Below are 23,191 nucleotides of genomic sequence, written 5' to 3'. Positions count from 1 at the left end.
CTGTTTTTTTCTTCCTCTTACGAATAATCTAAGAGAGGAGAAAATATGGAAGCAATTATCGAGAAAATCAAAGAGTATAAAATCATTGTCATCTGTGCTGTTTTAGGCTTGGCCTTGGGCGCATTTTTCCTACTAAAGCCAACTTCACAAACACCTGTGAAAGAAACAAACTTGCAGGCTGAAGTTGCAGCTGTTTCAAAGGATTCATCATCTGAAAAGGAAATCAAGAAGGAAGAAAAGGAAGAATCTCCTGAACAAGATCTAATCACAGTAGATGTCAAAGGTGCAGTTAAATCGCCAGGAATTTATGATTTACCAGTAGGGAGTCGTGTTCATGATGCTGTTCAAAAGGCGGGTGGCTTGACAGATGAGGCAGATAGCAAATCGCTCAATCTTGCTCAGAAAGTCAGTGACGAGGCTCTGGTCTATGTCCCAAGCAAGGGAGAAGAAGGAGTGAGTCAGCAGACTGGTTCTGGAACGTCTTCTTCGACGAGCAAGGAAAAGAAGGTTAATCTTAACAAGGCCAGTCTGGAAGAACTCAAGCAAATCAAAGGATTGGGAGGAAAACGAGCCCAGGATATTATCGATCATCGTGAGACAAATGGCAAATTCAAGTCGGTAGATGAATTAAAGAAAGTCTCTGGTATTGGCGCTAAGACCATAGAAAAGCTAAAAGATTATGTCACAGTGGATTAAGAATTTCCCTATCCCCTTAATCTATCTGAGTTTTCTATTGCTCTGGCTTTACTACGTCATTTTCTCAGCATCCTATCTCGCACTGCTAGGTTTTGTTTTTTTGCTCGTCTGTCTCTTTTTCCAATTTCCATGGAAATCGGCTGGTAAAGTTTTAGCGATTTGTGGAGTTTTTGGATTTTGGTTTTTGTTTCAAAACTGGCAACAGACACAAGCTAGTCAGAACCTAGTGGATTCTGTTGAAAGGGTACGGATTTTACCAGATACCATCAAAGTCAATGGAGACAGTCTGTCCTTTCGGGGCAAGGCTGAGGGTCGCACCTTCCAAGTTTACTATAAACTCCAGTCTGAGGAGGAGAAAGAGTTCTTTCAGACCTTAACAGACCTTCACGAGATAGAGCTAGAAGGAACAGTCTCTGAGCCTGAAGGGCAGAGAAATTTTGGTGGCTTTGACTACCGAGCCTATCTGAAGACTCAGGGGATTTACCAGACACTGACTATCAAGAGCATCCAGTCACTTAAACAGGTTAGCAGTTGGGATATAGGAGAAAATCTGTCTAGTTTACGTCGAAAGGCAGTAGTTTGGATCAAGATGCACTTTCCAGATCCTATGCGCAACTATATGACAGGCCTTCTTTTAGGACATTTGGACACGGACTTTGAGGAGATGAATGAGCTTTATTCCAGTCTTGGAATTATCCATCTATTTGCCTTGTCAGGTATGCAAGTGGGCTTCTTTATGGATGCCTTTAAGAAACTCCTCTTGCGATTGGGCTTGACTCAAGAAAAGTTGAAGTGGCTGGCCTATCCCTTTTCCCTTATCTATGCAGGTCTGACAGGATTTTCAGCTTCGGTCATTCGCAGTCTCTTGCAAAAGTTACTGGCCCAACATGGTGTTAAGGGCTTGGATAATTTTGCCTTGACGATCCTTGTCCTCTTTATCATCATGCCCAACTTTTTCTTGACAGCTGGAGGGGTCTTGTCCTGCGCTTATGCTTTTATCTTGACTATGACAAGCAAAGAAGGCGAGGGGCTCAAGGCTGTTGCCAGAGAAAGTTTGGTCATTTCTTTGGGAATATTGCCCATTCTATCCTTTTATTTTGCAGAATTTCAGCCTTGGTCTATTCTTTTGACCTTTGTCTTTTCCTTTCTATTTGACTTGGTTTTCTTACCGCTTTTGTCCATCTTATTCATTCTGTCTTTTGTTTACCCAGTCACTCAGTTTAACTTTATTTTTGAGTGGTTGGAGAATATCATTCGCTTGGTATCGCAGCTGGCAAGCAGGCCTCTGGTCTTTGGTCAACCCAACGCATGGCTTTTGATTCTACTGTTAATTTCCTTGGCAATACTGTATGATTTTAGGAAAAACATCAAAAGACTAGCAGGATTCATTCTCTTTGTCGTAGGGCTCTTTTTCTTAATCAAGCATCCTCTGGAAAATGAAATTACCATGCTGGATGTAGGGCAGGGAGAAAGTATTTTCCTACGGGATGTAACTGGAAAAAACATTCTCATAGACGTGGGAGGCAAGGCAGAGTCTGATAAGAAAATTGAAAAATGGCAAGAAAAGGCGACGACCAGCAATGCTCAGAGAACCTTGATTCCCTATCTTAAAAGTCGAGGAGTAGACAAGATTGACCAGCTGGTTTTGACCAATACAGACAAGGAGCATGTTGGCGATTTGCTAGAAGTAACAAAGGCTTTCCATGTGGGCGAAATTTTAGTGTCAAAAGGAAGTTTGACACAGAAGGAATTTGTAACAGAACTAGAAGCAAGCCAAACCAAGGTGCGCAGTGTGGCAGCAGGGGAGAACTTGCCGATTTTTGGCAGTTACTTAGAAGTCCTATCTCCAAGGAAGATTGGAGATAGGAATCGTGATGATTCTCTGGTTCTTTATGGAAAACTCTTGGATAAGCATTTTCTCTTTACTGGAAACTTGAAAGAGAAGGGAGAGAAGGATCTTCTAAAGCAATATCCTGACTTAGAGGTGGATGTCTTGAAAGCAAGCCAACATGGTGCTAAAACATCATCCAATCCAGCTTTCCTAGAAAAAATCAAACCAGAAATTACTCTCATCTCAGTTGGAAAAAACAATCGTGCGAAACTCCCCCATCAGGAAACCTTGACACGAATGGAAAGTATCAAGAGTAAGATTTACAGAACTGACCAGCAAGGGGCTATCCGCTTTACAGGGTGGAATAGTTGGCGAATTGAAACGGTGCGATAAAATAGACAAAGTTTTTCGAAAAATTGACTTTTTATCTTGACAAGGGATAGAAAACTTGGTATCATATAAAAGTTGAGAAAAGCAGAAGTGAGAGCTTCTCGCCTTGTGACATCAAGTTGCCTGGCCCTACGGATGAAAAGTTTCTAAGAAACGCTATCATAACGTGCGGGCTTGTATCATTACGAGCCCGCTATTGTTTTTCTCTAATAATAAAAAAGAGGTGAAAACCATAGCAAAGCAAGACTTATTCATCAATGATGAAATTCGTGTACGTGAAGTTCGCTTGATCGGTCTTGAGGGAGAACAGCTAGGCATCAAGCCACTCAGCGAAGCGCAAGCATTGGCTGATAGTGCAAATGTTGACTTAGTATTGATTCAACCCCAAGCAAAACCGCCTGTTGCTAAGATTATGGACTACGGTAAGTTCAAATTTGAGTATCAGAAAAAGCAAAAAGAACAACGTAAAAAACAAAGTGTTGTTACTGTGAAAGAAGTTCGTCTGAGTCCAACTATCGACAAGGGTGACTTTGACACAAAACTTCGCAATGCACGCAAGTTCCTTGAAAAAGGAAATAAAGTTAAGGTATCTATTCGCTTTAAAGGGCGTATGATCACCCATAAAGAGATTGGTGCAAAAGTTTTAGCTGAGTTTGCTGAAGCAACACAAGATATTGCGATCATCGAACAACGAGCTAAGATGGATGGACGCCAAATGTTCATGCAGTTGGCGCCAGCAACTGACAAAAAATAATTGTCAGAAAGTTAAATAAAGGAGAAAAAATCATGCCAAAACAAAAAACACACCGCGCATCAGCTAAACGTTTCAAACGTACAGGTTCTGGTGGACTTAAACGTTTCCGTGCTTACACTTCTCACCGTTTCCACGGAAAAACTAAGAAACAACGTCGTCATCTTCGTAAAGCATCTATGGTGCATTCAGGAGATTTCAAACGTATCAAAGCAATGCTTACTCGCTTGAAATAATAGCCTAACAGTAAGTAAACAATTCTAGGAAATATTTGGAGGAAATAAAACATGGCACGTGTTAAAGGTGGCGTTGTATCACGCAAACGTCGTAAACGTATTCTTAAATTAGCAAAAGGTTACTATGGAGCTAAACACATCTTGTTCCGTACTGCAAAAGAACAAGTAATGAACTCTTACTACTATGCATACCGTGACCGTCGTCAGAAAAAACGTGACTTCCGTAAATTGTGGATCACTCGTATCAATGCGGCAGCTCGTTTGAACGGACTTTCATACTCACAATTGATGCATGGTTTGAAATTGGCTGAGATCGAAGTTAACCGTAAAATGCTTGCTGACTTGGCTGTTAACGATGCAGCAGCTTTCACAGCTCTTGCAGATGCAGCTAAAGCAAAACTTGGTAAATAATAATTGATAAGACTGGAACAGGATTGTCCCAGTCTTTTTAAAAATAAAGGAGAATATATGGCTTCAAAAATGCTACACACTTGCTTGCGAGTAGAAAACCTTGAAAAATCAATCGCTTTTTATCAAGATGCTTTTGGATTTAAAGAATTGCGTCGCAGAGATTTTCCAGATCATGCTTTTACCATTGTCTATCTAGGACTTGAGGGGGATGACTACGAGTTGGAGTTAACCTATAACTATGATCACGGTCCTTATGTGGTAGGAGATGGTTTCGCCCATATCGCTCTCAGTACACCTGACCTTGAGGCCCTACATCAAGAACATAGCGCTAAAGGCTATGAGGTGACAGCCCCTAATGGACTTCCAGGAACTCAACCAAACTATTACTTTGTCAAGGATCCTGATGGGTACAAGGTCGAAGTCATTCGTGAAAAATAATCCAGTAAGGTCAAGTAGAATGTTCGTTTTCTACTTGACTTTTTTTCTTTGAAAGAGTATACTAATACAAATTTAACCTTTAAGGGGAGTCCAGAGAGACTCACAAGGTGTCAGATAAAAGGGATAGGGGACTTCTCTGTGGAGACTTTTTAAGTGTGCGCATGAGTTCTAGCCTAACCTAACTGAGACCTTGCTATAGCAAGGTCTTTTCTTTATCTGGTCCCCTTAAATTTAAGGAGGAAAAGTCATGAATCCCACATGTAAGAAGCGTATGGGTGCGATTCGTATGGAAAGCATGAAGGTGGTCGCACAGGAGGAAATCGCGCCAGCAATCTTTGAATTAGTCCTAGAAGGAGAAATGGTTGAAGCCATGCGAGCAGGTCAATTTCTCCATCTGCGTGTGCCTGATGATGCCCATCTCTTGCGTCGTCCTATTTCAATTTCATCTATTGACAAGGCTAAGAAGCAGTGTCATCTCATTTATCGAATTGAGGGAGCTGGGACAGCTATTTTTTCAACATTAAGTCAGGGAGATACTCTTGATGTGATGGGACCTCAGGGGAATGGTTTTGACTTGTCTGATTTAGGCAATCAGAGCCAAGTTCTCCTCGTTGGTGGTGGGATTGGTGTTCCACCCTTGCTTGAGGTAGCCAAGGAATTGCATGCGCGTGGGGTGAAAGTAGTGACAGTCCTCGGTTTTGCCAACAAGGATGCTGTTATTCTCGAAACAGAATTGACCCAATATGGTCAGGTCTTTGTTACGACAGATGATGGTTCTTATGGCATTAAGGGAAATGTATCTGTTGTCATCAATGATTTAGACAGTAAATTTGATGCTGTTTACTCATGTGGGGCTCCGGGAATGATGAAGTACATCAATCAAACCTTTTATGATCATCCAAGAGCCTATCTATCTTTAGAATCTCGTATGGCTTGTGGGATGGGTGCTTGCTATGCCTGCGTTCTAAGAGTGCCAGATAGTGAGACGGTCAGCCAACGTGTCTGTGAAGATGGCCCTGTTTTCCGTACAGGAACGGTTGTATTATAAGGAGAAAGTCATGACTACAAATCGTTTACAAGTTTCTCTACCAGGATTGGATTTGAAAAATCCCATCATTCCAGCATCAGGCTGTTTTGGTTTTGGTCAAGAGTATGCTAAGTACTATGATTTAGACCTTTTAGGCTCTATTATGATCAAGGCAACGACTCTAGAACCCCGTTTTGGCAATCCAACTCCTAGGGTGGCAGAAACGCCTGCAGGTATGCTCAATGCAATCGGTTTGCAAAATCCAGGTTTAGAAGCTGTTTTAGCTGAAAAGTTGCCTTGGCTGGAAAGAGAATATCCAACACTTCCTATCATCGCCAATGTAGCAGGCTTTTCAAAACAAGAGTACGCTGCCGTTTCTCAGGGGATTTCCAAGGCAGCCAATGTAAAAGCGATCGAGCTCAATATCTCTTGTCCGAATGTGGATCATGGCAATCATGGACTTTTGATTGGGCAAGATCCTGACTTGGCTTATGAAGTGGTAAAAGCAGCTGTAGAGGCCTCTGATGTGCCAGTTTATGTCAAACTAACCCCTAGTGTAACGGATGTTGTCACCATCGCCAAAGCCGCAGAAGATGCAGGAGCAAGTGGCTTAACCATGATCAATACTCTAGTCGGTATGCGCTTTGACCTCAAAACAAGAAAACCAATCCTAGCCAATGGAACAGGTGGAATGTCTGGACCAGCAGTCTTTCCAGTAGCCCTCAAACTCATCCGCCAAGTCGCCCAAACAACAGACCTGCCCATCATTGGAATGGGGGGAGTGGATTCGGCTGAAGCTGCTTTAGAAATGTATCTGGCTGGGGCGTCTGCCATCGGAGTTGGAACAGCCAACTTTACCAATCCTTATGCCTGTCCTGATATCATCGAAAATTTACCAAAAGTTATGGACAAATATGGCATTAGTAGTTTGGAAGATCTCCGTAAGGAAGTCAAAGCCAGTCTGAGATAAGCTAGGTCTTCCTTATTGTCAACAAGAAATAGAATCTTCATCAATTTGTAATATTTCCGTCGGTTAACTATGTTACAATAGGGTTTAGAAAACGTTATTGGAGCATTTAAATGAAACGATGGAAAGTGGCCCTAGTAAGTGCTGGTTTATTGGGGTGTTTTTTTACTGTAGTGGAGGCAGCAAAAGCAGAAGAGGGAACTTGGCAAGGAAAGACCTATCTAAAAGCTGATGGAAAACCAGTAACCAACCAATGGATCTTTGACCAAACGTATCAGAATTGGTTTTATCTTAAGGCTGATGGACAACGTGCAGAAAACGGCTGGCTGACTGTTGATGGTAAGGATTACTATTTTAACGAGACCGGGAAATTAGCCACAAAAGCTTGGATTAACCAGTACTATGTGGCTGAAAGTGGTGCTAGGGTCAAGAATCAATGGGTGTTTGACCAAGAAAAACAATCCTGGTATTATCTCAAGTCTGATGGTCAGAAAGCTCAAAACGAATGGATTCAACAAGGTCAGGAAAAATATTACCTTAAAGAAGACGGGAAAATGGCCAAAGATGAGTGGATCACTCAAAGGGAGAATCAATACTACATCAATTCACAAGGTAAAATGCTGAAAAATGCTTGGCTTGGTAAGAGCTATATATCAGAAAATGGTCATAAGGTTAAACAAGCCTGGATTTATGATGACAACTATAGCAGTTGGTTCTACCTTCAACAAGACGGTACCTATGCTGAAAATGGCTGGTTAACTATAGATGGGAAGGACTACCATTTCAAATCAGGCGGTTATCTTTCTACTGAACGTTGGATTGACCGCTTCTATGTTGCTAAAAGTGGAGCTAAATTGAAATCGGAATGGCTCTTTGATAAGAATTATGATTCTTGGTTTTACTTGAAAGCTGATGGTAGCTATGCCGAAAAAGGCTGGGAAACGATTAAAGGTAAAGATTACCATTTCAAATTTGGAGGCTATCTTTCTACTGAACGTTGGATTGACCGCTTCTATGTTGCTAAGAGTGGAGCTAAACTGAAATCGGAATGGCTCTTTGACAAGAATTATAACTCATGGTTTTACTTGAAAGCTGACGGAACCTATGCTGAAAAAGGTTGGCAAATCATCAAAGGTAAGGATTACCATTTCAAATCCGGTGGCTACCTCTCCACAGAAACGTGGATTGACCGCAGCTATGTGACGAGTAGTGGAGCAAAAGCTGGTAAAGGTTGGCTCTTTGACAAGAATTATAACTCATGGTTCTATATTAACTCTGATGGAAATTATGCCAATAAAGAATGGATCTGGGATAATGGTTACTACTATCTCAAATCTGGCGGTTATATGGCTGCAAGTGAGTGGGTGTGGTACAAGAACAATTGGTTCTACCTCAAGTCAAATGGGAAGATGGCTGAGAAAGAGCTTATCTATGATTCATCCGATCAATCATGGTACTACCTTAAATCAGGCGGTTACATGGCAAAAAACGAGACGGTAGGTGGTCATACCTTGGATGCCTCAGGTAAATGGCATGTTGCGGATAAAACCAAATATTACAAAGTTAAACCAATCACAGCCTATGTCTATAGTGCATCTGGAGAAATCTTGAGTTACATTAACCAAGGAAGCATTGTTTCACTGGATAGCTCAACGCGAAAAGGTGGCCGACTTGCAGTTTCGATTTCTGGCTTGTCTGGCTATATGAATCAAAGTGATTTGACAGCAGTGGATGAAGGAAGCGAGTTTATCCCTCATTATACTAGTGATGGGAAATTCCTCTACCATGAACTCTCTCCTTATACGAGTATCAAAGTAGCTCCACACACATCTGCTATGATTATTGGTAAGAAGTACTACTCAACTGATGGTGAGCATTTTGATGGTTTTACCATTAAAAATCCATTCCTCTTTAAAAACCTGAGAGAGCCAAGTAATTATAGTGCAGCTGAATTGGATAAACTGTATTCGATGATGAACTTGCAGGATAGTCCTCTTGCGGGTAAAGGAGCGACTTTCAAAGAAGCTGAGGAACGCTATGGTGTCAATGCCCTTTACCTAATGGCCCATAGTGCCCTTGAAAGTGCGTGGGGACGCAGTCAAATTTCCAGAGATAAGAACAACTTCTTTGGTATTGCGGCTTATGATACTAGCCCATATCTTTCAGCTAAGAGCTTTGATGATGTGGACAAAGGGATTCTCGGAGCGGCCAAGTGGATTCGTGAGAATTACATTGACTATGGTAGAGACCACCTTGGAAATAAAGCGACCGGAATGAATGTTCGCTACGCCTCAGATCCATACTGGGGTGAGAAGATAGCCAGTATCATGATGACTATCAACAGCAAACTTGGTGGGAAAGACTAATCAAAATAAACCAACGGTAACTACTGAAAAGTGGTTATCGTTTTTGTTTTGGACATTGGAGGAGAAATAGTATAATAACAGTCTCTTTAGTCTTGAATAATTAACAAAATGATAGTAAAATGTAATAGGAGATATTAATCTAATCACCATATAAAAAGGAGATTTTTATGAAAAAGCTACTATCCTTCTCAATTGCCTTGCTTTCAATCACAACCCTAGTTGCATGTTCTGGACATAAGGCAGAATCAAAGGCCCCAGAAGAAAAAATTGAACAGAAGCAAATTAAGTTCAATGAGAAGTTGTTTAAAGAGGCTGGACTCTTGCCTTTTAAAAATGAGAAACAGTTAGAACTTGGGGAATTGGACTCTAAATCACGCGCAACAGGTGCTCATATTCAACTTAAGGATGGTGATGAACCAAAAGAGAAGAGAGAGTCCAAGTTGACTTATGATCCAGTTGGATGGCACAATTATAAATTCTTTTATGGTGATGGTAAAAAAGAAGCTTGGTTGATGAGTCGAGGCCATCTGATCGGGTACCAGTTTAGCGGATTGAATGATGAAAAGAAAAACTTGGTTCCGATGACAAACTGGCTCAATGCTGGAAATTATTCTGGAACAGATAACACTAATCAAGAAAGCATGCTTTACTATGAAAATCGATTGGACTCTTGGTTGGCCAATCACCCAAACTACTATCTTGACTATAAGGTGACCCCAATCTATCAAAAAGATGAGTTGATTCCGAGACAGATTGAATTGCAGTATGTGGGAATAGATGAAAATGGTAAACTCTTGGAAATCAAGTTGGGTGGTAGTAAAGAAAAGGTTGATCAGTATTCAGTGACGCATGTCGTTTTAGACAATGTTTCAGCTAATGCGGAAATCAATTATTTGGATGGTACGGCTAAAAATACAGTTGAAAACAAAGAAGAAAAAGCTAAAAAAGAAGCTGAAGAAAAGGCTAAGAAGGAAGCTGAGGAAAAAGCCAAGAAAGAGGCTGAAGAAAAAGAAGCAGCTGAAAAGAAAGCAAAAGAAGAAGAGCAGGAAAAAGCTCGCCAAGCCGCACAAGAAAAGGAAGAAAGCCAGGAATCAAACTCGCAATCAACAAATTCAGGTGGCTACTTCAGAGATAGAAAAGGGAGATGGCACAGACCAAATGGTAAATTTGCTTCTAAGAAAGAAATCAGAGAAGCTGGATTGCAGTGGTAGGAAGAATTTAGTAGATATACAGTCAAAAAGCCGTTGGGAAACGGTTTTTTTGTTGCTTGTTTTGATGTATTATAGTAAAATTGTGAAGATATTAAATACTTTTTGGAGATTGAAATGAAGAAAAAAATAATGATATTGTCAATGTGTCTCATCATAGGAATTTCTGGTCTAGGATACTATTTCTTATCCTATGCACCACATCAAGCTGCTGTAACTAAGTTTGAAGATGTAGTAAAGGATTTAAATCAAAAAAACAAAGAAGTTGAAGATCAAATAGCTGAGGCTGAAAAGGTTATTGATAATGATGAAGAACCTCTTGATTCTAAGACATTGGAAAAATTGAAATCAACTATAAAGGATAGCAAAGATTCACTTCGTAAAATACCAGAAATGGAGAAAGCGACTGCTAAGATTGAGAAGCAAATTGAAGAATTAAGTCAACCATTAGATTATAGTGAAACAAAAAAGAATTTATCTGAAAAATTGATTCACTATCAAAATAGCATTCTTCAATTAAAACAAATTACAAATCCTTCAAGTTCTTTTATTGAAGAAAGACTTAAAGAAATTGAATCAATTACTGGAGTACAATCTGTTACGGAGGATAATGATCCTAATAAAAAATTAAATAAACAAGGTGGGTATACAGCGTCTGTATATTTTGTTGACAAGCAGGTGAATGAATCTGTAGAAGGCTCAGATATTGTTCAAAAAGGTAATGATGCTGGTGGAAATATAGAGGTTTATAAGACAAAAGAAGATGCAGAAAAGCGCAATACTTATATTAGTGCTTTTGATGGAACTGCTTTAAATCCGGGATCCCACTATGTTTATGGAACTGTTTTAATTCGCACTTCGCACCATTTAACAGGAACGCAACAGAAAGAACTGACTGAGAAAATCTACAATAAATTAATTGAACTGAAATAATAAAAAATTGGATAGTTATTTATTTTATTGCACTAAGATACAGTCAAAAAACCGTTGGAAAACGGTTTTTTGTTATAATTAAATTAATAATGTAGCATTAAAGGAGAACATCATGACATTTGAAGAAATCCTGCCTGGATTAAAGGCTAAGAAAAAATATGTACGAACTGGTTGGGGAGGGGCTGAAAACTATGTGCAGCTTTTTGACACTATCGAGCAAAACGGAGTTGCACTTGAAGTGACGCCCTATTTCCTAATCAACGTGTCTGGAGAAGGGGAAGGTTTTTCCATGTGGAGCCCGACACCTTGTGATGTTTTGGCGACGGATTGGGTAGAAGTGCATGACTAGATGCGTATTGATTACGGGAGTGAGTTCAGGGATCGGTCTGGCTCAAGCTCGCCTCTTTTTAGAGAGTGGCTATCAAGTTTATGGAGTTGACCAAGGCGAAAATCCACTTTTACAGGGTGATTTCCACTTTTTACAGAGAGATTTGACCTTGGACTTGGAGCCGATTTTTGACTGGTGCCCTCAGGTGGATGTTTTGTGTAATACGGCCGGTGTATTGGATGATTACAAACCCCTATTGGAACAATCAGCGCAGGAAATTCAAGAAATTTTTGAAATCAACTACGTGACTCCTGTTGAGCTAACTCGCTATTATTTGACACAAATGCTGGGAAATAAAAAAGGAATCATTATCAATATGTGTTCTATTGCATCAAGTCTAGCTGGTGGAGGTGGACACGCTTATACTTCATCTAAGCATGCCTTAGCTGGCTTTACAAAGCAGTTAGCTCTAGACTATGCTGAGGCTGGTATTCAGATTTTTGGTATTGCTCCAGGTGCTGTCAAGACTGGCATGACTGCTACGGACTTTGAGCCAGGTGGCTTAGCAGACTGGGTAGCGAGTGAAACACCAATCAAGCGTTGGATTGAGCCCAGTGAAATTGCAGAAGTCAGCTTATTCTTAGCTAGCGGTCACGCATCTGCCATGCAGGGGCAAATCCTGACCATTGATGGTGGCTGGAGTTTGAAGTGATGCTTTGGTACAGTTTGCATTGTTCACTATTGGAGGTTAAAGATGGAACAAGATATATTTGGATTTGAGTTTCCAAGTTTCTACCATCAGTTTTTATTGGAATGGGACGAAGTAGATCCTTATGAGATTGGTGACTCAGGTATCTGTTTATATGCTAAGGAGGATCTCTTAGAGCGTAATGAGACCTATCAGATAGAAGTAGATGAACCAGACTTCTTTATGATTGGTCAAGAGGGAGATTTGGCCTACTTTATCAAGAAAAATGCTGATGATTGCATTTATGAAAATGATTTGGGTGCTTTGGGCTCTTTAGAAATGCAAAAAGTTGCTGCAACTGTCTATGACTTTATTGACAAGGTCTTAGAAGAAAGATTGTAAAAATCGGAGGGATAATTATGCTGAGAGCAACAGATGCGAATGAGGCAATTACAAGAGAAGACCTTTTACAATTTGAGGAGAACCTTGGAAAGAAATTGCCGGAAGCCATGTTAAACTTTTATCTCAAGTACAATGGTGGTCAATCTTGTGTGTCTGGTGTTCATGATGACAAACATCTCTTTCCTTTCAATGCTTTTTATTCATTAGAGGAGATTGAGAAGGCCCTCAACTGGTTTGACGATGAGGTTGTTCCTGCCGGATTCCAGGCTAAAGACCTCCTTCATTTTGCCTATGATCCTGGGTCTGGAAACTATGCTCTGTCTCTAAGGGAAGAAGATTATGGCAAGGTTTACTACTATGTTTTAGAAGAAAGAGCTGAGATTTTTGGTCAATGGCTTTCATTTGAGGCTTTTCTGACTAGTTTTGTGGAAGGTGAGTAGAAATAAAAGGAGCAATCATGCGTAAACACCAATTCTTTTCACTAGCAGATATTTTAGAGCAAGTTAAGTTAGAACAATGTACTCAAGATGACTTTTGCCTCTATGGCAATGATGAAGGGAATTTGGATCTCGATAGCCTTTATTTTGGTGTCGGATTATCCAGTTGTAGTTGATGATAAAGATGTTTACCCTGTGGAAGTAGTAGAGAGAAATCTTAATCTGGTATATTATGGTGAGCATCTGATAGATGTCCTTCTAGTGCATTGGATGAAAAGCCAGACGCAAGCCCTGAATACTTGGTCGATGCCTTAATTTATTATAATCAACATGATACTTTTATTCCCTTTGCCTAGTAACTAAGCTGGATTTGCATAGTTCTATTAAACCTAAGCGAATACAGTAAGGAGTCAAGAAATGATAGATTACAAAATGGTAAATAAAAAAATTTCACCTTTTAAATTTTTAGTCCATGATGAAGAGACACAAAGTGTTCGAGGGTCGCTCATTTATTATCCTGGTGGAGAATACAGACAGGAAGTATTCGACACTCGGGAAGATGAGGGATTCGAAGGAAATGGATACGATTGGGCATCTCTTGCTTTGATATTTTTAGAGGAAAAAATGCCTGAATTAAGCGAATCTATTGACTTTGATCCAGAAGGAAGTATGTTTTGTGCCTATTCTTCCAATATTGATGCCTTAGCAACATTTGCTTTAGGTTTTAAGGAGTTTTGCGACGATTCTGAGTCTATGATAGACTTGTTTAGTCGAGCAGAGTTAGATTAGCTGATTAGAAAAGCTTTAACTACTAGATATTTGACTAGGGAAAAGACACAAAGGAGTTAAGATGAAGCTGATAGAAGTATTTGAGCTAGTGGAAAATCATTCTGATTTAAAACCCTATGTAGAAAAAATATTAAAAAAGTACAAGAAGACCAACTGTTCCTATCTTGAGTCTCTTAATCACCTTGCTTATTTACTCTATCTATATGGTCAAAAAGAACTAGCTAAAAAGTTGTTAGATATTTTGCTACAAATTCCCTTTGAAGGAGATTATAATAGTTGGACCTTTGTTGAGAGTTCAATAGTCTTGTTGGCCTATATGGAAAAGCAGACGGAAAATCAGGTATCCATCTATCAAAATCTCCTTTTAAGTCCACTAGATTCTGGGGAGGAAACAACTAGAAAAATAAGAAGGAGAGTACATCAGAGATTTTTGAATGGTGATACCTTGGAACAAAAGCTTGCAAAAATCGAGCAAGCTTCGACCCTTACATCTGAGATGGAATGGTGCTTACTTTATTTAGCAGACTTGTTAAAACTTCAGTTGTTTAGTGCGGAATCAACTCTGGACGAGGCGGATATCCAGTCTAGAATAGAAGAACAAATCGAAAGATTACAAAGCTTTATCAAGGAGCAGGGGATGTATGTACTTTTTCCATTTAGGGTATGAGGAAGTGTAGCTAAATTTGAAGGATGGAAAGAGGGGAAGAAATGAAAAACCAGCTAGCCCTTAGTGGCGAGAAAATCGCTGAAAAAGTTTATCCTCAACTATTTCACCACATTGGCATGATTCGTGGGGAATACTTGTTGAGAGAGCTCAACCAAAACATCCTGTTAGCAAGTTGTCAGCAATTTGTAAAAGATTATCTAGACACTATTTGCTCCTTGTATTCAGATGAAGAGGTTTGGTATCGTTTTTCAGAGTTAACAAATACAGAAGCTAATTGTTTAGAGGGGACTAAAGAGCATTTTGATGAAAATCATCCCTTGTTTGGATATAGAGGGATAAGGCGTTTGCTGGCGTGTCCGAATGAATTTCAGGCTGAGGCAAATGTCGTTACAGAAGTTTATCAAACAAATCTCAATCTGTCTGTTATTTTTCCTTTTATCAATGATGCCGACCAATTAAAACAAGCTATTAGAGTATTGCGTGAGCATGGTTTTACTGGGAAAATCGGCACAATGATTGAATTACCGTCAGCTTATTTTGACTTGGACAGGATACTGGAAACGGGTATTTCAAAGATTATAGTTGGAATGAATGATTTGACTTCTTTTATTTTTGCGACTGTGAGAAACAGTCAATGGCATGATATGGAAAGTCCGATTATGTTAGATATGCTGAGACAGATGCAGGAGAAATCAAATACTAAAAAGATTGACTTTGCTGTAGCAGGCTATCTGAATGCTTCTTTCATACAAAAAATGAATCAGATGGGTATCAAGTGCATTATCCACTACAGTTCTATTCCAGAGATTTTTAATTTAGAGATTGACCATCCAGACCACCTCAAACACATAAAAGAAAAAGTAAAAAATTACAAAGGAGCAACCCATGACACCGCAAGAAATGTGGAAAGCATACAAGCAAATCAACTCCTCTATCGGCGATGAGATAGATGCCTGGGCTTTTGGAGTGGAAGCCGATCTCTTGGCAGACTTAGTTCTAAGAGGCGAAAAGACAGCAACCGCCTCAGCCTATGACCTCTACGCTCTAGAGGACGAACCCCTTCCGCAAGAAGGGACCTTTGATGTCATTTTAGATAGTCAAAATCAGGCTGTCTGCATTGTCGAAATTACAAAGGTTTCTGTTCAGCCTTTCAATCAAGTTTCTGCTGAACATGCTTTTAAGGAAGGGGAAGGTGATAAATCCCTAGCCTATTGGCGTCAGGTTCATGAAGACTGTTTCGCCGAGTGGCTGAGGGAGGCTGGGCTGACTTTTACGCCTGACAGCAAGGTTGTTTTAGAAGAATTTCGCAAGGTCTACCCTCTGTAGACAGATAGAAGGAAGAAAGTTTTGGAAATTGCCGTCCAATCCTTTTTTCTTAAGCAAAACATGATATAATAAGTTTGTTTAAAGAAGAGCAGTAGCTCTTAAACTTAGAATAGGAGAAAACTATGCAAGCAGTTGAACATTTTATTAAGCAATTTGTTCCTGAACATTATGATTTATTTCTAGATTTGAGTCGTGAGACCAAGACCTTTTCTGGGAAGGTGACCATCACTGGTCAAGCCAAGACTGACCGTATTTCCCTTCACCAAAAAGACTTGGAAATCGCTTCTGTAGAAGTTGCGGGTCAAGCTCGTCCATTTACAGTTGATCATGACAATGAAGCCCTTCATATCGAACTGGATGAGGCAGGTCAAGTTGAATTAGTCATTGCTTTTTCAGGAAAGATTACAGATAACATGACAGGTATTTACCCTTCTTACTACACAGTGGATGGTGTTAAGAAGGAAGTCTTGTCTACGCAGTTTGAAAGCCACTTTGCGCGTGAAGCCTTCCCATGTGTGGATGAGCCAGAAGCCAAAGCAACCTTTGATCTCGCTCTTCGCTTTGACCAAGTAGCAGGTGAGTTGGCCTTGTCAAATATGCCAGAGACTGACGTTGAAAACCGTAAGGAAACAGGCATCTGGAAGTTTGAAACAACACCTCGCATGTCTTCTTACTTGTTAGCCTTTGTAGCAGGTGATTTGCAAGGGGTGACCGCTAAAACTAAAAACGGTACCCTTGTAGGTGTCTACTCAACCAAAGCTCACCCATTATCTAACCTTGATTTCTCACTGGACATCGCTGTTCGCTCAATCGAGTTTTACGAAGATTACTATGGAGTTAAGTATCCAATCCCTCAATCACTTCACATCGCCCTTCCTGACTTCTCAGCTGGTGCTATGGAAAACTGGGGTCTTGTGACCTACCGTGAAGTTTACTTGGTTGTGGATGAGAACTCAACCTTTGCTAGCCGTCAACAAGTAGCCCTTGTTATCGCTCATGAGCTTGCTCATCAATGGTTTGGTAACCTCGTGACTATGAAATGGTGGGATGACCTCTGGCTTAATGAAAGCTTCGCCAACATGATGGAATACGTCTGTGTGGATGCTATCGAGCCAAGCTGGAATATCTTTGAAGATTTCCAAACAGGTGGTGTTCCGGGAGCACTTAAACGTGATGCGACTGATGGCGTTCAGTCTGTTCACGTTGAAGTCAAACACCCAGATGAAATCAATACGCTCTTTGATGGCGCTATCGTCTATGCCAAAGGAAGCCGTCTCATGCACATGCTTCGACGTTGGCTAGGAGATGCTGATTTCGCTAAAGGTTTGCATGCTTACTTTGAAAAACACCAATATGGAAATACCATTGGTCGTGACCTATGGAATGCCCTTGGACAAGCGTCAGGCCGTGATGTCGCAGCCTTCATGGATTCTTGGTTGGAGCAACCTGGTTATCCAGTTCTTACTGTCAAAGTTGAAAATGATGTCTTGAAGATTTCACAAAAACAATTCTTTATCGGTGAGCACGAAGACAAGAACTGTCTCTGGGTTGTGCCACTCAACAGCAACTGGAAAGGTTTGCCAGATACACTCGAAACTGAAAGTATTGAAATCCCTGGCTACGCAGCTCTTCTTGCTGAAAATGAAGGAGCTCTCCGTCTCAACACTGAAAATACAGCCCACTACATTACCGACTATCAAGGAGACTTGTTAGATGCTGTTCTTGCTGAGCTAGAGACACTTGATAATACAAGCAAACTGCAAATCGTTCAAGAACGTCGTTTGTTGGCTGAGGCAGGTCATATTTCTTATGCTGACTTGCTCCCAGTCCTTGATAAACTTGCCAAGGAAGAGTCTTACTTGGTGGTTTCAGCTGTATCTCAAGTGATTGCTGCCCTTGAGCGCTTTATCGATGAAGGAACAGAAACTGAGAAAGCCTTTAACACACTCGTTGCTAAATTGGCTCGTCACAACTATGACCGTCTTGGTTTTGAAGCCAAAGATGGTGAATCAGATGAAGACGAATTGGTTCGTCAGTTGACCATTTCCATGATGATTCGGTCAAATGATGCAGAAGCTAGTCAAGTCGCTAGCCAAATCTTTGCAGCTCACAAGGATAATCTTGCAGGACTTCCAGCAGCAATCCGTGCTCAAGTTCTCATCAATGAGATGAAACACCATGAGACCAAAGACTTGGTTGCAACTTATCTGGACCTCTACACTCATACGACGGATGCGGTCTTCAAACGTCAGTTGGCTGCGGCTCTTGCCTACAGTACAGATGCTGACAATATCCAAACCTTGATTCGTTCATGGAAGGATAAGTTTGTTGTGAAACCACAAGACTTGTCTGCTTGGTATTACCAGTTCCTAGATCATCAAACAACCCAAGAAACTGTTTGGGTATGGGCGCGTGAAAACTGGGCTTGGATTAAGGCAGCTCTTGGAGGAGATATGAGCTTTGATAGCTTTGTTATCCTTCCTGCTCATGTATTTAAGACAGAGCAACGATTGGCGGAATACAAGGAATTCTTTGAGCCCCAACTCTCTGATCTAGCTCTTAGCCGTAACATCCGTATGGGAATCAAGGAAATCGCAGCGCGTGTCGACTTGATTAAGCGTGAGAAAGCAGCAGTCGAAGCTGTTGTAGCCCAATATGGCAAAGCTTAATTCGTTCGAAATGTAAACAAAAACTCAACTTTCTATCTGAAAAGAAGAGAGAGTTGAGTTTTTTTTAAGGCAATTTTGGTATAATAATCATAACAAGGAGGAGTTTCTGATGATAAAAATCTTATTAGTAGAAGATGACCTAGGTCTGTCAAACTCAGTATTTGACTTTTTAGATGATTTTGCAGATGTCATGCAGGTCTTTGATGGAGAAGAAGGTCTCTACGAAGCTGAAAGTGGCGTCTATGACTTGATTCTGCTTGACCTGATGTTGCCTGAAAAAAATGGATTCCAAGTCTTGAAAGAGTTGCGCGAAAAAGGAATTACAACCCCTGTCCTTATCATGACAGCCAAGGAAAGTTTAGATGACAAGGGACATGGTTTTGAGTTGGGAGCGGATGACTACCTCACTAAACCTTTCTACCTAGAAGAACTCAAAATGCGGATTCAAGCCCTTCTCAAACGTTCAGGCAAGTTTAACGAAAACACCTTGACCTATGGGGATATTGTCGTCAACCTTTCAACGAATGAAGTGAAGGTGGAAGATACTCCTGTGGAACTACTCGGAAAAGAGTTTGAGTTATTGGTTTACTTCCTTCAAAATCAAAATGTCATTCTTCCCAAGACACAAATTTTTGATCGTCTATGGGGATTTGATAGCGATACGACTATTTCCGTTGTAGAAGTCTATGTTTCAAAAGTTCGTAAGAAATTGAAGGGGACAGCCTTTGCCGAAAATCTTCAAACCTTGCGTAGTGTCGGGTATATTTTAAAAGATGTTCAATAAACTAAAAAAACATGGTATGCGGATGATTTCAGCTATTTCATTCGAAACTTCGGAGTGTTCACCCTGATTTTCTCTGCTATGACCTTGATTATCCTTCAGGTCATGCACTCCAGTCTCTACACTTCTGTAGATGAAAAACTACAAGCCCTTAGTAGTAGTCCTCAAGCTGTCATCCAGTTAGCCCTTAATCGGGCAACTGAGGAAGTCAAGGATATTCAACCAGCAACAGCGGATGCTAGCAAGGCTGAAATCAAGCCCAATGTTAGCTCCAATACAGAAGTTTTGCTTTTTGACAAGGATTTTAACCAACTCTTACTGGGTAACCGCTTTTTAGGCTTGGACAAAATCAAGCTGGACAAGAAAGAGTTGAATCACATTCGCCAAATCCAAGTTGTCAATAGCTATGGTCAGGAAGAAACCTACCGAATGGTCTTGATGGAAACCAATTCATCCACTGTTTCAAGTAATGTCAAATATGCGGCGGTTTTAATCAATACCAGCCAGCTTGAGCAAATCAGCCAAAACCACGAGCATTTAATTGTTGTAGTTATGGCTAGTTTCTGGCTCCTGTCTTTAATTGCCAGTGTTTACCTTGCCCGTGTCAGCGTCAAACCTCTGCTGGAAAGTATGCAAAAGCAGAAGTCTTTTGTTGAAAACGCGAGCCACGAACTGAGAACGCCTTTGGCCGTTTTACAAAATCGTTTAGAGACTCTCTTTCGAAAACCAGAAGCAACGATTATGGAATCCAGCGAAAGCATCGCTTCTAGTCTTGAAGAAGTTCGCAATATGCGCTTCCTCACGACCAATCTTCTCAACCTTGCACGTCGAGATGATGGAATCAAACCAGAAATAGCAGAAGTTTCTCCACAATTCTTTAAAACAACCTTTGCCAACTATGAGTTGATTGCTTCTGAAAATGATCGTGTTTTCAACTATGAAAATCGAATTTACCGTCCATTCATGACCGATCAGTTGCTCTTAAAACAACTCATGACCATCTTGTTTGATAATGCCATCAAGTATACCGAAGAAGATGGGGAAATTGAGTTTGTAGTTCATGCTACAGATCGCCATCTCTATCTTACAGTAACAGATAATGGGATTGGAATCTCAGCTACTGACAAAAAGAAAATCTTTGACCGTTTTTACCGTGTAGACAAGGCAAGAACTCGTCAGAAAGGTGGCTTTGGACTTGGACTTTCTTTGGCAAAGCAGATTGTTGATGCTTTACGAGGAACGATTACCGTAAAAGATAACAAACCTAGAGGAACGATTTTTGAAGTCAAGATTGCTATCCAATCTCCTCCCAAACGAAAGAATAAATAAAAAGACAGTTTTAAAACTGTCTTTTTTGTTAACTAGAAAAGAGGTTGGTAGTAGTACCAACCTTTATTTTGAAAGTTTTCGTTTCATAATCTTTCGTTGGAGTTGGAGGAGTGTCAAGCTTGCCCCCATAGCCGCAACAAATGATAAAGCTGTGTTCAATTTTAAGGCTAAAAAGATAAAACTAAAAAACACCATAAAAATACAAAAACAAGCAATATTTACAAAAAATAAAATCTCTTTTAGGTTAGGGCCAACTGGGGCTTCTGGTGCATAATCTTGATAAAGCGGAGTTTGATTTGATTCGGGAGTGTGTTCAAACTCATATGCTTCTAGTTTTCTTGCGGGCATGATTCTCTCCTTAACAGTACCTAACTATTTTATCATTTTTTATGCAGAGAATTATTACAGAATTGTTACAAAACTACTAAAGTCTTATATCATCTTCTAAGTTGCTCTTCTTGACACCCACTAGGGAAAGTGATAGCATGGGTGTTACAGTTGAAACAGATGGCCTGACCTTCTCTATTATAAATATACTGAGAGAGGAAAGGATAACTTATATAAATTGATAGCAAGCAAGTGCTTTTCCTAAGATAATTTGTTGAGTTGCTACCGTGATTCTTTGTAAAAGAGGTAGGAGTTGTTTTGAATGGATGATAAGACAGAGATGCTGTCTATTGGATTGGGTGGCTTTTTGCTACCCCTGGGAAACGTTAAAGGAGATAAGCATGTATCTTGCTATCAAAGAAATATTACGAAACAAACTTCGATATAGTTTGATTCTCACTACCATTTTTCTTATCGCTTTTATGGTCTTTTTTATGACCAGTTTGGCTCTTGGTCTTGTGCGAAATAACCGAGCTGCTATTGATAACTGGCAAGCGACGGGTGTGGTTTTATCTGACTACGCAAATGATAATTTGACGGCATCCTTTATTCCTGAAAAGGACTACAAGGATGAGAGTTCGGAAGAGGCTGCTCCATTGGGCTATATGTTCGCTGTGACCAATCTAGTCGATGGTAGTGAAAAGGTCAATGTTTCCATTTTTGCTCAAGACTGGGACGCATTTATCTCTCCTAGTTTGACGGAGGGTCGTTATCCTGAAGGAGATGATGAGGTTGTCGTGGATCAGTCTTTTGAGAACTATGGGATTAAGCTAGGCGATCCCATTCAGCTTAATGGAAGCGAGTCAAGTTACAAGATTGTAGGCCTGACACAAGGAAATAAATTTTTCACCGAGCCTGTTGTCTTTACGAGTCTGACAACTTATTGGACCTTACAAGGAACCTTGAAAGCCAATCGTTCCATCTCTGCCTTGGTATTGAAAAATGATATAGAAGTGGTTGGGGATGGTCTGAAACAGATTTCCATTCCAAAAATAATATCAAAAATTCCTGGTTACACACCTCAGGTTAATGTATTTTCAGGGATGATTCTTGCTATGATTGTTATCACAGGCTTGATTGTGGGGATTTTTGTTTATATCATTACCATCCAAAAATTAGGTCTTTATGGAATAATGCGGGCTCAGGGAATACAGATCAAAACCATTGTATGGTCTCTTTTCTGTCAAATTTTCCTCCTAGCTGGTATGGGGATTGCTTTAGCCTTGCTTGCTATTGGTGGAGTGATTTTAGTCTTACCAGCTACCTTCTTTTTCTACCCAAGTTGGATAGCCTACTCTGTCCTAAGTTTGGTAATTTGCTTGATGGCCCTTCTAGGTGGTGTCATTTCACTTCCACGCTTGCTAAAGGTGGACCCGATTACTGCAATTGCAGAATGATAAGGAGAATTGTATGACAGCATTGATTGAAATGACTCAAGTGACAAAAACCTATGGGGAAGGAAAGATGAAAGTCGTTGCCTTGCATGAGACGAATTTTCAGCTAAATGCGGGAGAGTTCGTAGCTATTGTTGGGCCTTCGGGCTCTGGAAAGACGACCTTTCTAACAACTCTTGGACAACTCCAGGAAGCATCGAGTGGAAAGATTTTGGTAAAGGGAAAGGAAACAGGTAGTTTGACGGAGAAGGAGAAAACAGACCTCCGTTTTAGAGAGTTTGGCTTTATTCTACAAGCTTCAAACTTAATTCCATTTCTAACGGTCAAGGAACAGCTGGATTTGATTGACAGACTAGATAAGGGAAAAAATAGCAAAAGTGACCGAAAAGAGCTCTTTGACTTGTTGGATTTGGAAAAAGTACAAGATCATTATCCCAAGGCTCTATCGGGTGGCGAACGTCAACGTGCGGCGATTGCTAGAGCGCTTTATAATAATCCGAGCATCGTTCTTGCAGATGAGCCGACAGCCAGTCTAGATACCCAGCGTGCTTACCAAGTAACGGAGATGTTGGCTGCCATTGCCCATGAACAAGGTAGAGGAGTTGTCATGATTACACATGATACACGCCTTCTTGATAAGGTCGACCGTATCTATGTTATGAACGATGGCCACCTAGTTGAAGAAATACATGCATAAAATAAAATAGAGTGAATGGTACAAGTTACTATTCACTTTTTTG

The 23,191-nt window shown here is 40.4% G+C and carries 26 protein-coding genes and 1 other annotated feature; of the genes, 25 read left to right on the top strand and 1 reads right to left on the bottom strand.

Annotated features, from left to right (window positions below; translation table 11 throughout):
- Positions 1–45: 45 nt before the first annotated feature.
- The 23 genes from HMPREF9189_RS07240 to HMPREF9189_RS07130 all read left to right on the top strand — a co-directional run bounded on the left by HMPREF9189_RS07240 (position 46) and on the right by HMPREF9189_RS07130 (position 20,670).
- On the top strand, positions 46–696 hold the full coding sequence (locus tag HMPREF9189_RS07240; RefSeq protein ID WP_000387317.1) for a helix-hairpin-helix domain-containing protein: 651 nt from the start codon (positions 46–48) through the stop codon (positions 694–696).
- Positions 680–2,920, top strand: coding sequence for a DNA internalization-related competence protein ComEC/Rec2 (locus HMPREF9189_RS07235; protein WP_000084756.1), 2,241 nt, complete (start codon positions 680–682; stop codon positions 2,918–2,920). Before HMPREF9189_RS07240 ends, HMPREF9189_RS07235 begins: the two co-directional genes overlap by 17 nt.
- 73 nt (positions 2,921–2,993) lie before the next feature.
- Positions 2,994–3,125 (top strand) — a sequence feature (ribosomal protein L20 leader region).
- 15 nt (positions 3,126–3,140) lie between these two features.
- Positions 3,141–3,671 (top strand): translation initiation factor IF-3, encoded by a 531-nt coding sequence (gene infC / locus HMPREF9189_RS07230; protein ID WP_000848184.1) that lies wholly within the window; start codon positions 3,141–3,143, stop codon positions 3,669–3,671.
- A gap of 32 nt (positions 3,672–3,703) precedes the next feature.
- A complete protein-coding gene (gene rpmI / locus HMPREF9189_RS07225) occupies positions 3,704–3,904 on the top strand; it encodes a 50S ribosomal protein L35 (protein ID WP_001125942.1) in 201 nt (66 codons plus the stop codon).
- A 51-nt stretch (positions 3,905–3,955) separates the two neighbouring features.
- Positions 3,956–4,315, top strand: a complete 360-nt coding sequence (rplT, locus tag HMPREF9189_RS07220; RefSeq protein ID WP_000124830.1) for a 50S ribosomal protein L20 — start codon at positions 3,956–3,958, stop codon at positions 4,313–4,315.
- Positions 4,316–4,372: 57 nt separating this feature from the next.
- Positions 4,373–4,753, top strand: coding sequence for a VOC family protein (locus HMPREF9189_RS07215; protein WP_000157150.1), 381 nt, complete (start codon positions 4,373–4,375; stop codon positions 4,751–4,753).
- Between the two features lie 247 nt (positions 4,754–5,000).
- Positions 5,001–5,801, top strand: coding sequence for a dihydroorotate dehydrogenase electron transfer subunit (locus HMPREF9189_RS07210; protein ID WP_009755364.1), 801 nt, complete (start codon positions 5,001–5,003; stop codon positions 5,799–5,801).
- 10 nt (positions 5,802–5,811) lie between these two features.
- Positions 5,812–6,750 (top strand): dihydroorotate dehydrogenase, encoded by a 939-nt coding sequence (locus HMPREF9189_RS07205; RefSeq protein ID WP_000210681.1) that lies wholly within the window; start codon positions 5,812–5,814, stop codon positions 6,748–6,750.
- Positions 6,751–6,860: 110 nt separating this feature from the next.
- A complete protein-coding gene (locus tag HMPREF9189_RS07200) occupies positions 6,861–9,113 on the top strand; it encodes a glucosaminidase domain-containing protein (protein WP_000832903.1) in 2,253 nt (750 codons plus the stop codon).
- 167 nt (positions 9,114–9,280) lie between these two features.
- On the top strand, positions 9,281–10,324 hold the full coding sequence (locus HMPREF9189_RS07195) for a DNA/RNA non-specific endonuclease (RefSeq protein ID WP_000735442.1): 1,044 nt from the start codon (positions 9,281–9,283) through the stop codon (positions 10,322–10,324).
- Positions 10,325–10,438: 114 nt separating this feature from the next.
- Positions 10,439–11,254, top strand: coding sequence for a hypothetical protein (locus HMPREF9189_RS07190; protein WP_009755362.1), 816 nt, complete (start codon positions 10,439–10,441; stop codon positions 11,252–11,254).
- 112 nt (positions 11,255–11,366) lie between these two features.
- Positions 11,367–11,603, top strand: a complete 237-nt coding sequence (locus tag HMPREF9189_RS07185) for a DUF2829 domain-containing protein (RefSeq protein WP_000141913.1) — start codon at positions 11,367–11,369, stop codon at positions 11,601–11,603.
- Positions 11,596–12,294, top strand: coding sequence for a 3-oxoacyl-ACP reductase (locus tag HMPREF9189_RS07180; protein WP_000196292.1), 699 nt, complete (start codon positions 11,596–11,598; stop codon positions 12,292–12,294). The genes HMPREF9189_RS07185 and HMPREF9189_RS07180 overlap by 8 nt, the downstream gene beginning before the upstream one ends.
- Positions 12,295–12,336: 42 nt before the next feature.
- Positions 12,337–12,672, top strand: a complete 336-nt coding sequence (locus HMPREF9189_RS07175) for a hypothetical protein (RefSeq protein ID WP_000434269.1) — start codon at positions 12,337–12,339, stop codon at positions 12,670–12,672.
- Between the two features lie 17 nt (positions 12,673–12,689).
- Entirely contained in the window at positions 12,690–13,112 is a 423-nt protein-coding gene (locus HMPREF9189_RS07170; RefSeq protein ID WP_000942651.1) for an SMI1/KNR4 family protein, read from the top strand.
- A gap of 17 nt (positions 13,113–13,129) precedes the next feature.
- On the top strand, positions 13,130–13,285 hold the full coding sequence (locus HMPREF9189_RS12555) for a hypothetical protein (protein WP_002883126.1): 156 nt from the start codon (positions 13,130–13,132) through the stop codon (positions 13,283–13,285).
- Positions 13,286–13,526: 241 nt separating this feature from the next.
- The gene (locus HMPREF9189_RS07160) at positions 13,527–13,898 is read left to right on the top strand and encodes an Imm51 family immunity protein (protein WP_000568347.1); all 372 of its coding nucleotides are present in this window, start codon (positions 13,527–13,529) and stop codon (positions 13,896–13,898) included.
- A gap of 61 nt (positions 13,899–13,959) precedes the next feature.
- The gene (locus tag HMPREF9189_RS07155; protein WP_000766556.1) at positions 13,960–14,565 is read left to right on the top strand and encodes a DUF6707 family protein; all 606 of its coding nucleotides are present in this window, start codon (positions 13,960–13,962) and stop codon (positions 14,563–14,565) included.
- Between the two features lie 41 nt (positions 14,566–14,606).
- Entirely contained in the window at positions 14,607–15,509 is a 903-nt protein-coding gene (locus tag HMPREF9189_RS07150; protein ID WP_000795791.1) for a putative PEP-binding protein, read from the top strand.
- Entirely contained in the window at positions 15,451–15,891 is a 441-nt protein-coding gene (locus HMPREF9189_RS07145) for an ASCH domain-containing protein (protein ID WP_009755359.1), read from the top strand. Before HMPREF9189_RS07150 ends, HMPREF9189_RS07145 begins: the two co-directional genes overlap by 59 nt.
- A gap of 122 nt (positions 15,892–16,013) precedes the next feature.
- Positions 16,014–18,560 (top strand): M1 family metallopeptidase, encoded by a 2,547-nt coding sequence (locus HMPREF9189_RS07140; protein ID WP_001149094.1) that lies wholly within the window; start codon positions 16,014–16,016, stop codon positions 18,558–18,560.
- Between the two features lie 109 nt (positions 18,561–18,669).
- The gene (ciaR, locus tag HMPREF9189_RS07135; RefSeq protein ID WP_000590630.1) at positions 18,670–19,344 is read left to right on the top strand and encodes a two-component system response regulator CiaR; all 675 of its coding nucleotides are present in this window, start codon (positions 18,670–18,672) and stop codon (positions 19,342–19,344) included.
- 39 nt (positions 19,345–19,383) lie between these two features.
- Entirely contained in the window at positions 19,384–20,670 is a 1,287-nt protein-coding gene (locus HMPREF9189_RS07130) for a cell wall metabolism sensor histidine kinase WalK (protein WP_050356388.1), read from the top strand.
- A 63-nt stretch (positions 20,671–20,733) separates the two neighbouring features.
- On the opposite strand, the gene HMPREF9189_RS07125 is transcribed toward HMPREF9189_RS07130, so the two are convergent.
- A complete protein-coding gene (locus tag HMPREF9189_RS07125) occupies positions 20,734–21,018 on the bottom strand; it encodes a DUF3270 domain-containing protein (RefSeq protein WP_001111506.1) in 285 nt (94 codons plus the stop codon).
- A 380-nt stretch (positions 21,019–21,398) separates the two neighbouring features.
- Between HMPREF9189_RS07125 and HMPREF9189_RS07120 the strand changes: the two genes are divergently transcribed.
- Both HMPREF9189_RS07120 and HMPREF9189_RS07115 read left to right on the top strand, forming a co-directional pair.
- Positions 21,399–22,454 carry an ABC transporter permease gene (locus tag HMPREF9189_RS07120; protein ID WP_000280272.1) on the top strand — a complete coding sequence of 352 codons (1,056 nt, stop codon included), beginning with the start codon at positions 21,399–21,401 and terminating at the stop codon, positions 22,452–22,454.
- Positions 22,455–22,467: 13 nt separating this feature from the next.
- The gene (locus HMPREF9189_RS07115) at positions 22,468–23,148 is read left to right on the top strand and encodes an ABC transporter ATP-binding protein (RefSeq protein ID WP_000125740.1); all 681 of its coding nucleotides are present in this window, start codon (positions 22,468–22,470) and stop codon (positions 23,146–23,148) included.
- Positions 23,149–23,191 lie beyond the last annotated feature (43 nt).

The sequence above is a fragment of the Streptococcus sp. oral taxon 071 str. 73H25AP genome (assembly GCF_000146755.1).
In the GTDB taxonomy this organism is placed as follows: Bacteria; Bacillota; Bacilli; order Lactobacillales; family Streptococcaceae; genus Streptococcus; species Streptococcus oralis_T.
Note: the sequence above shows the minus strand (reverse complement) of the source record. Positions and strands in the feature narration are given on the sequence as shown.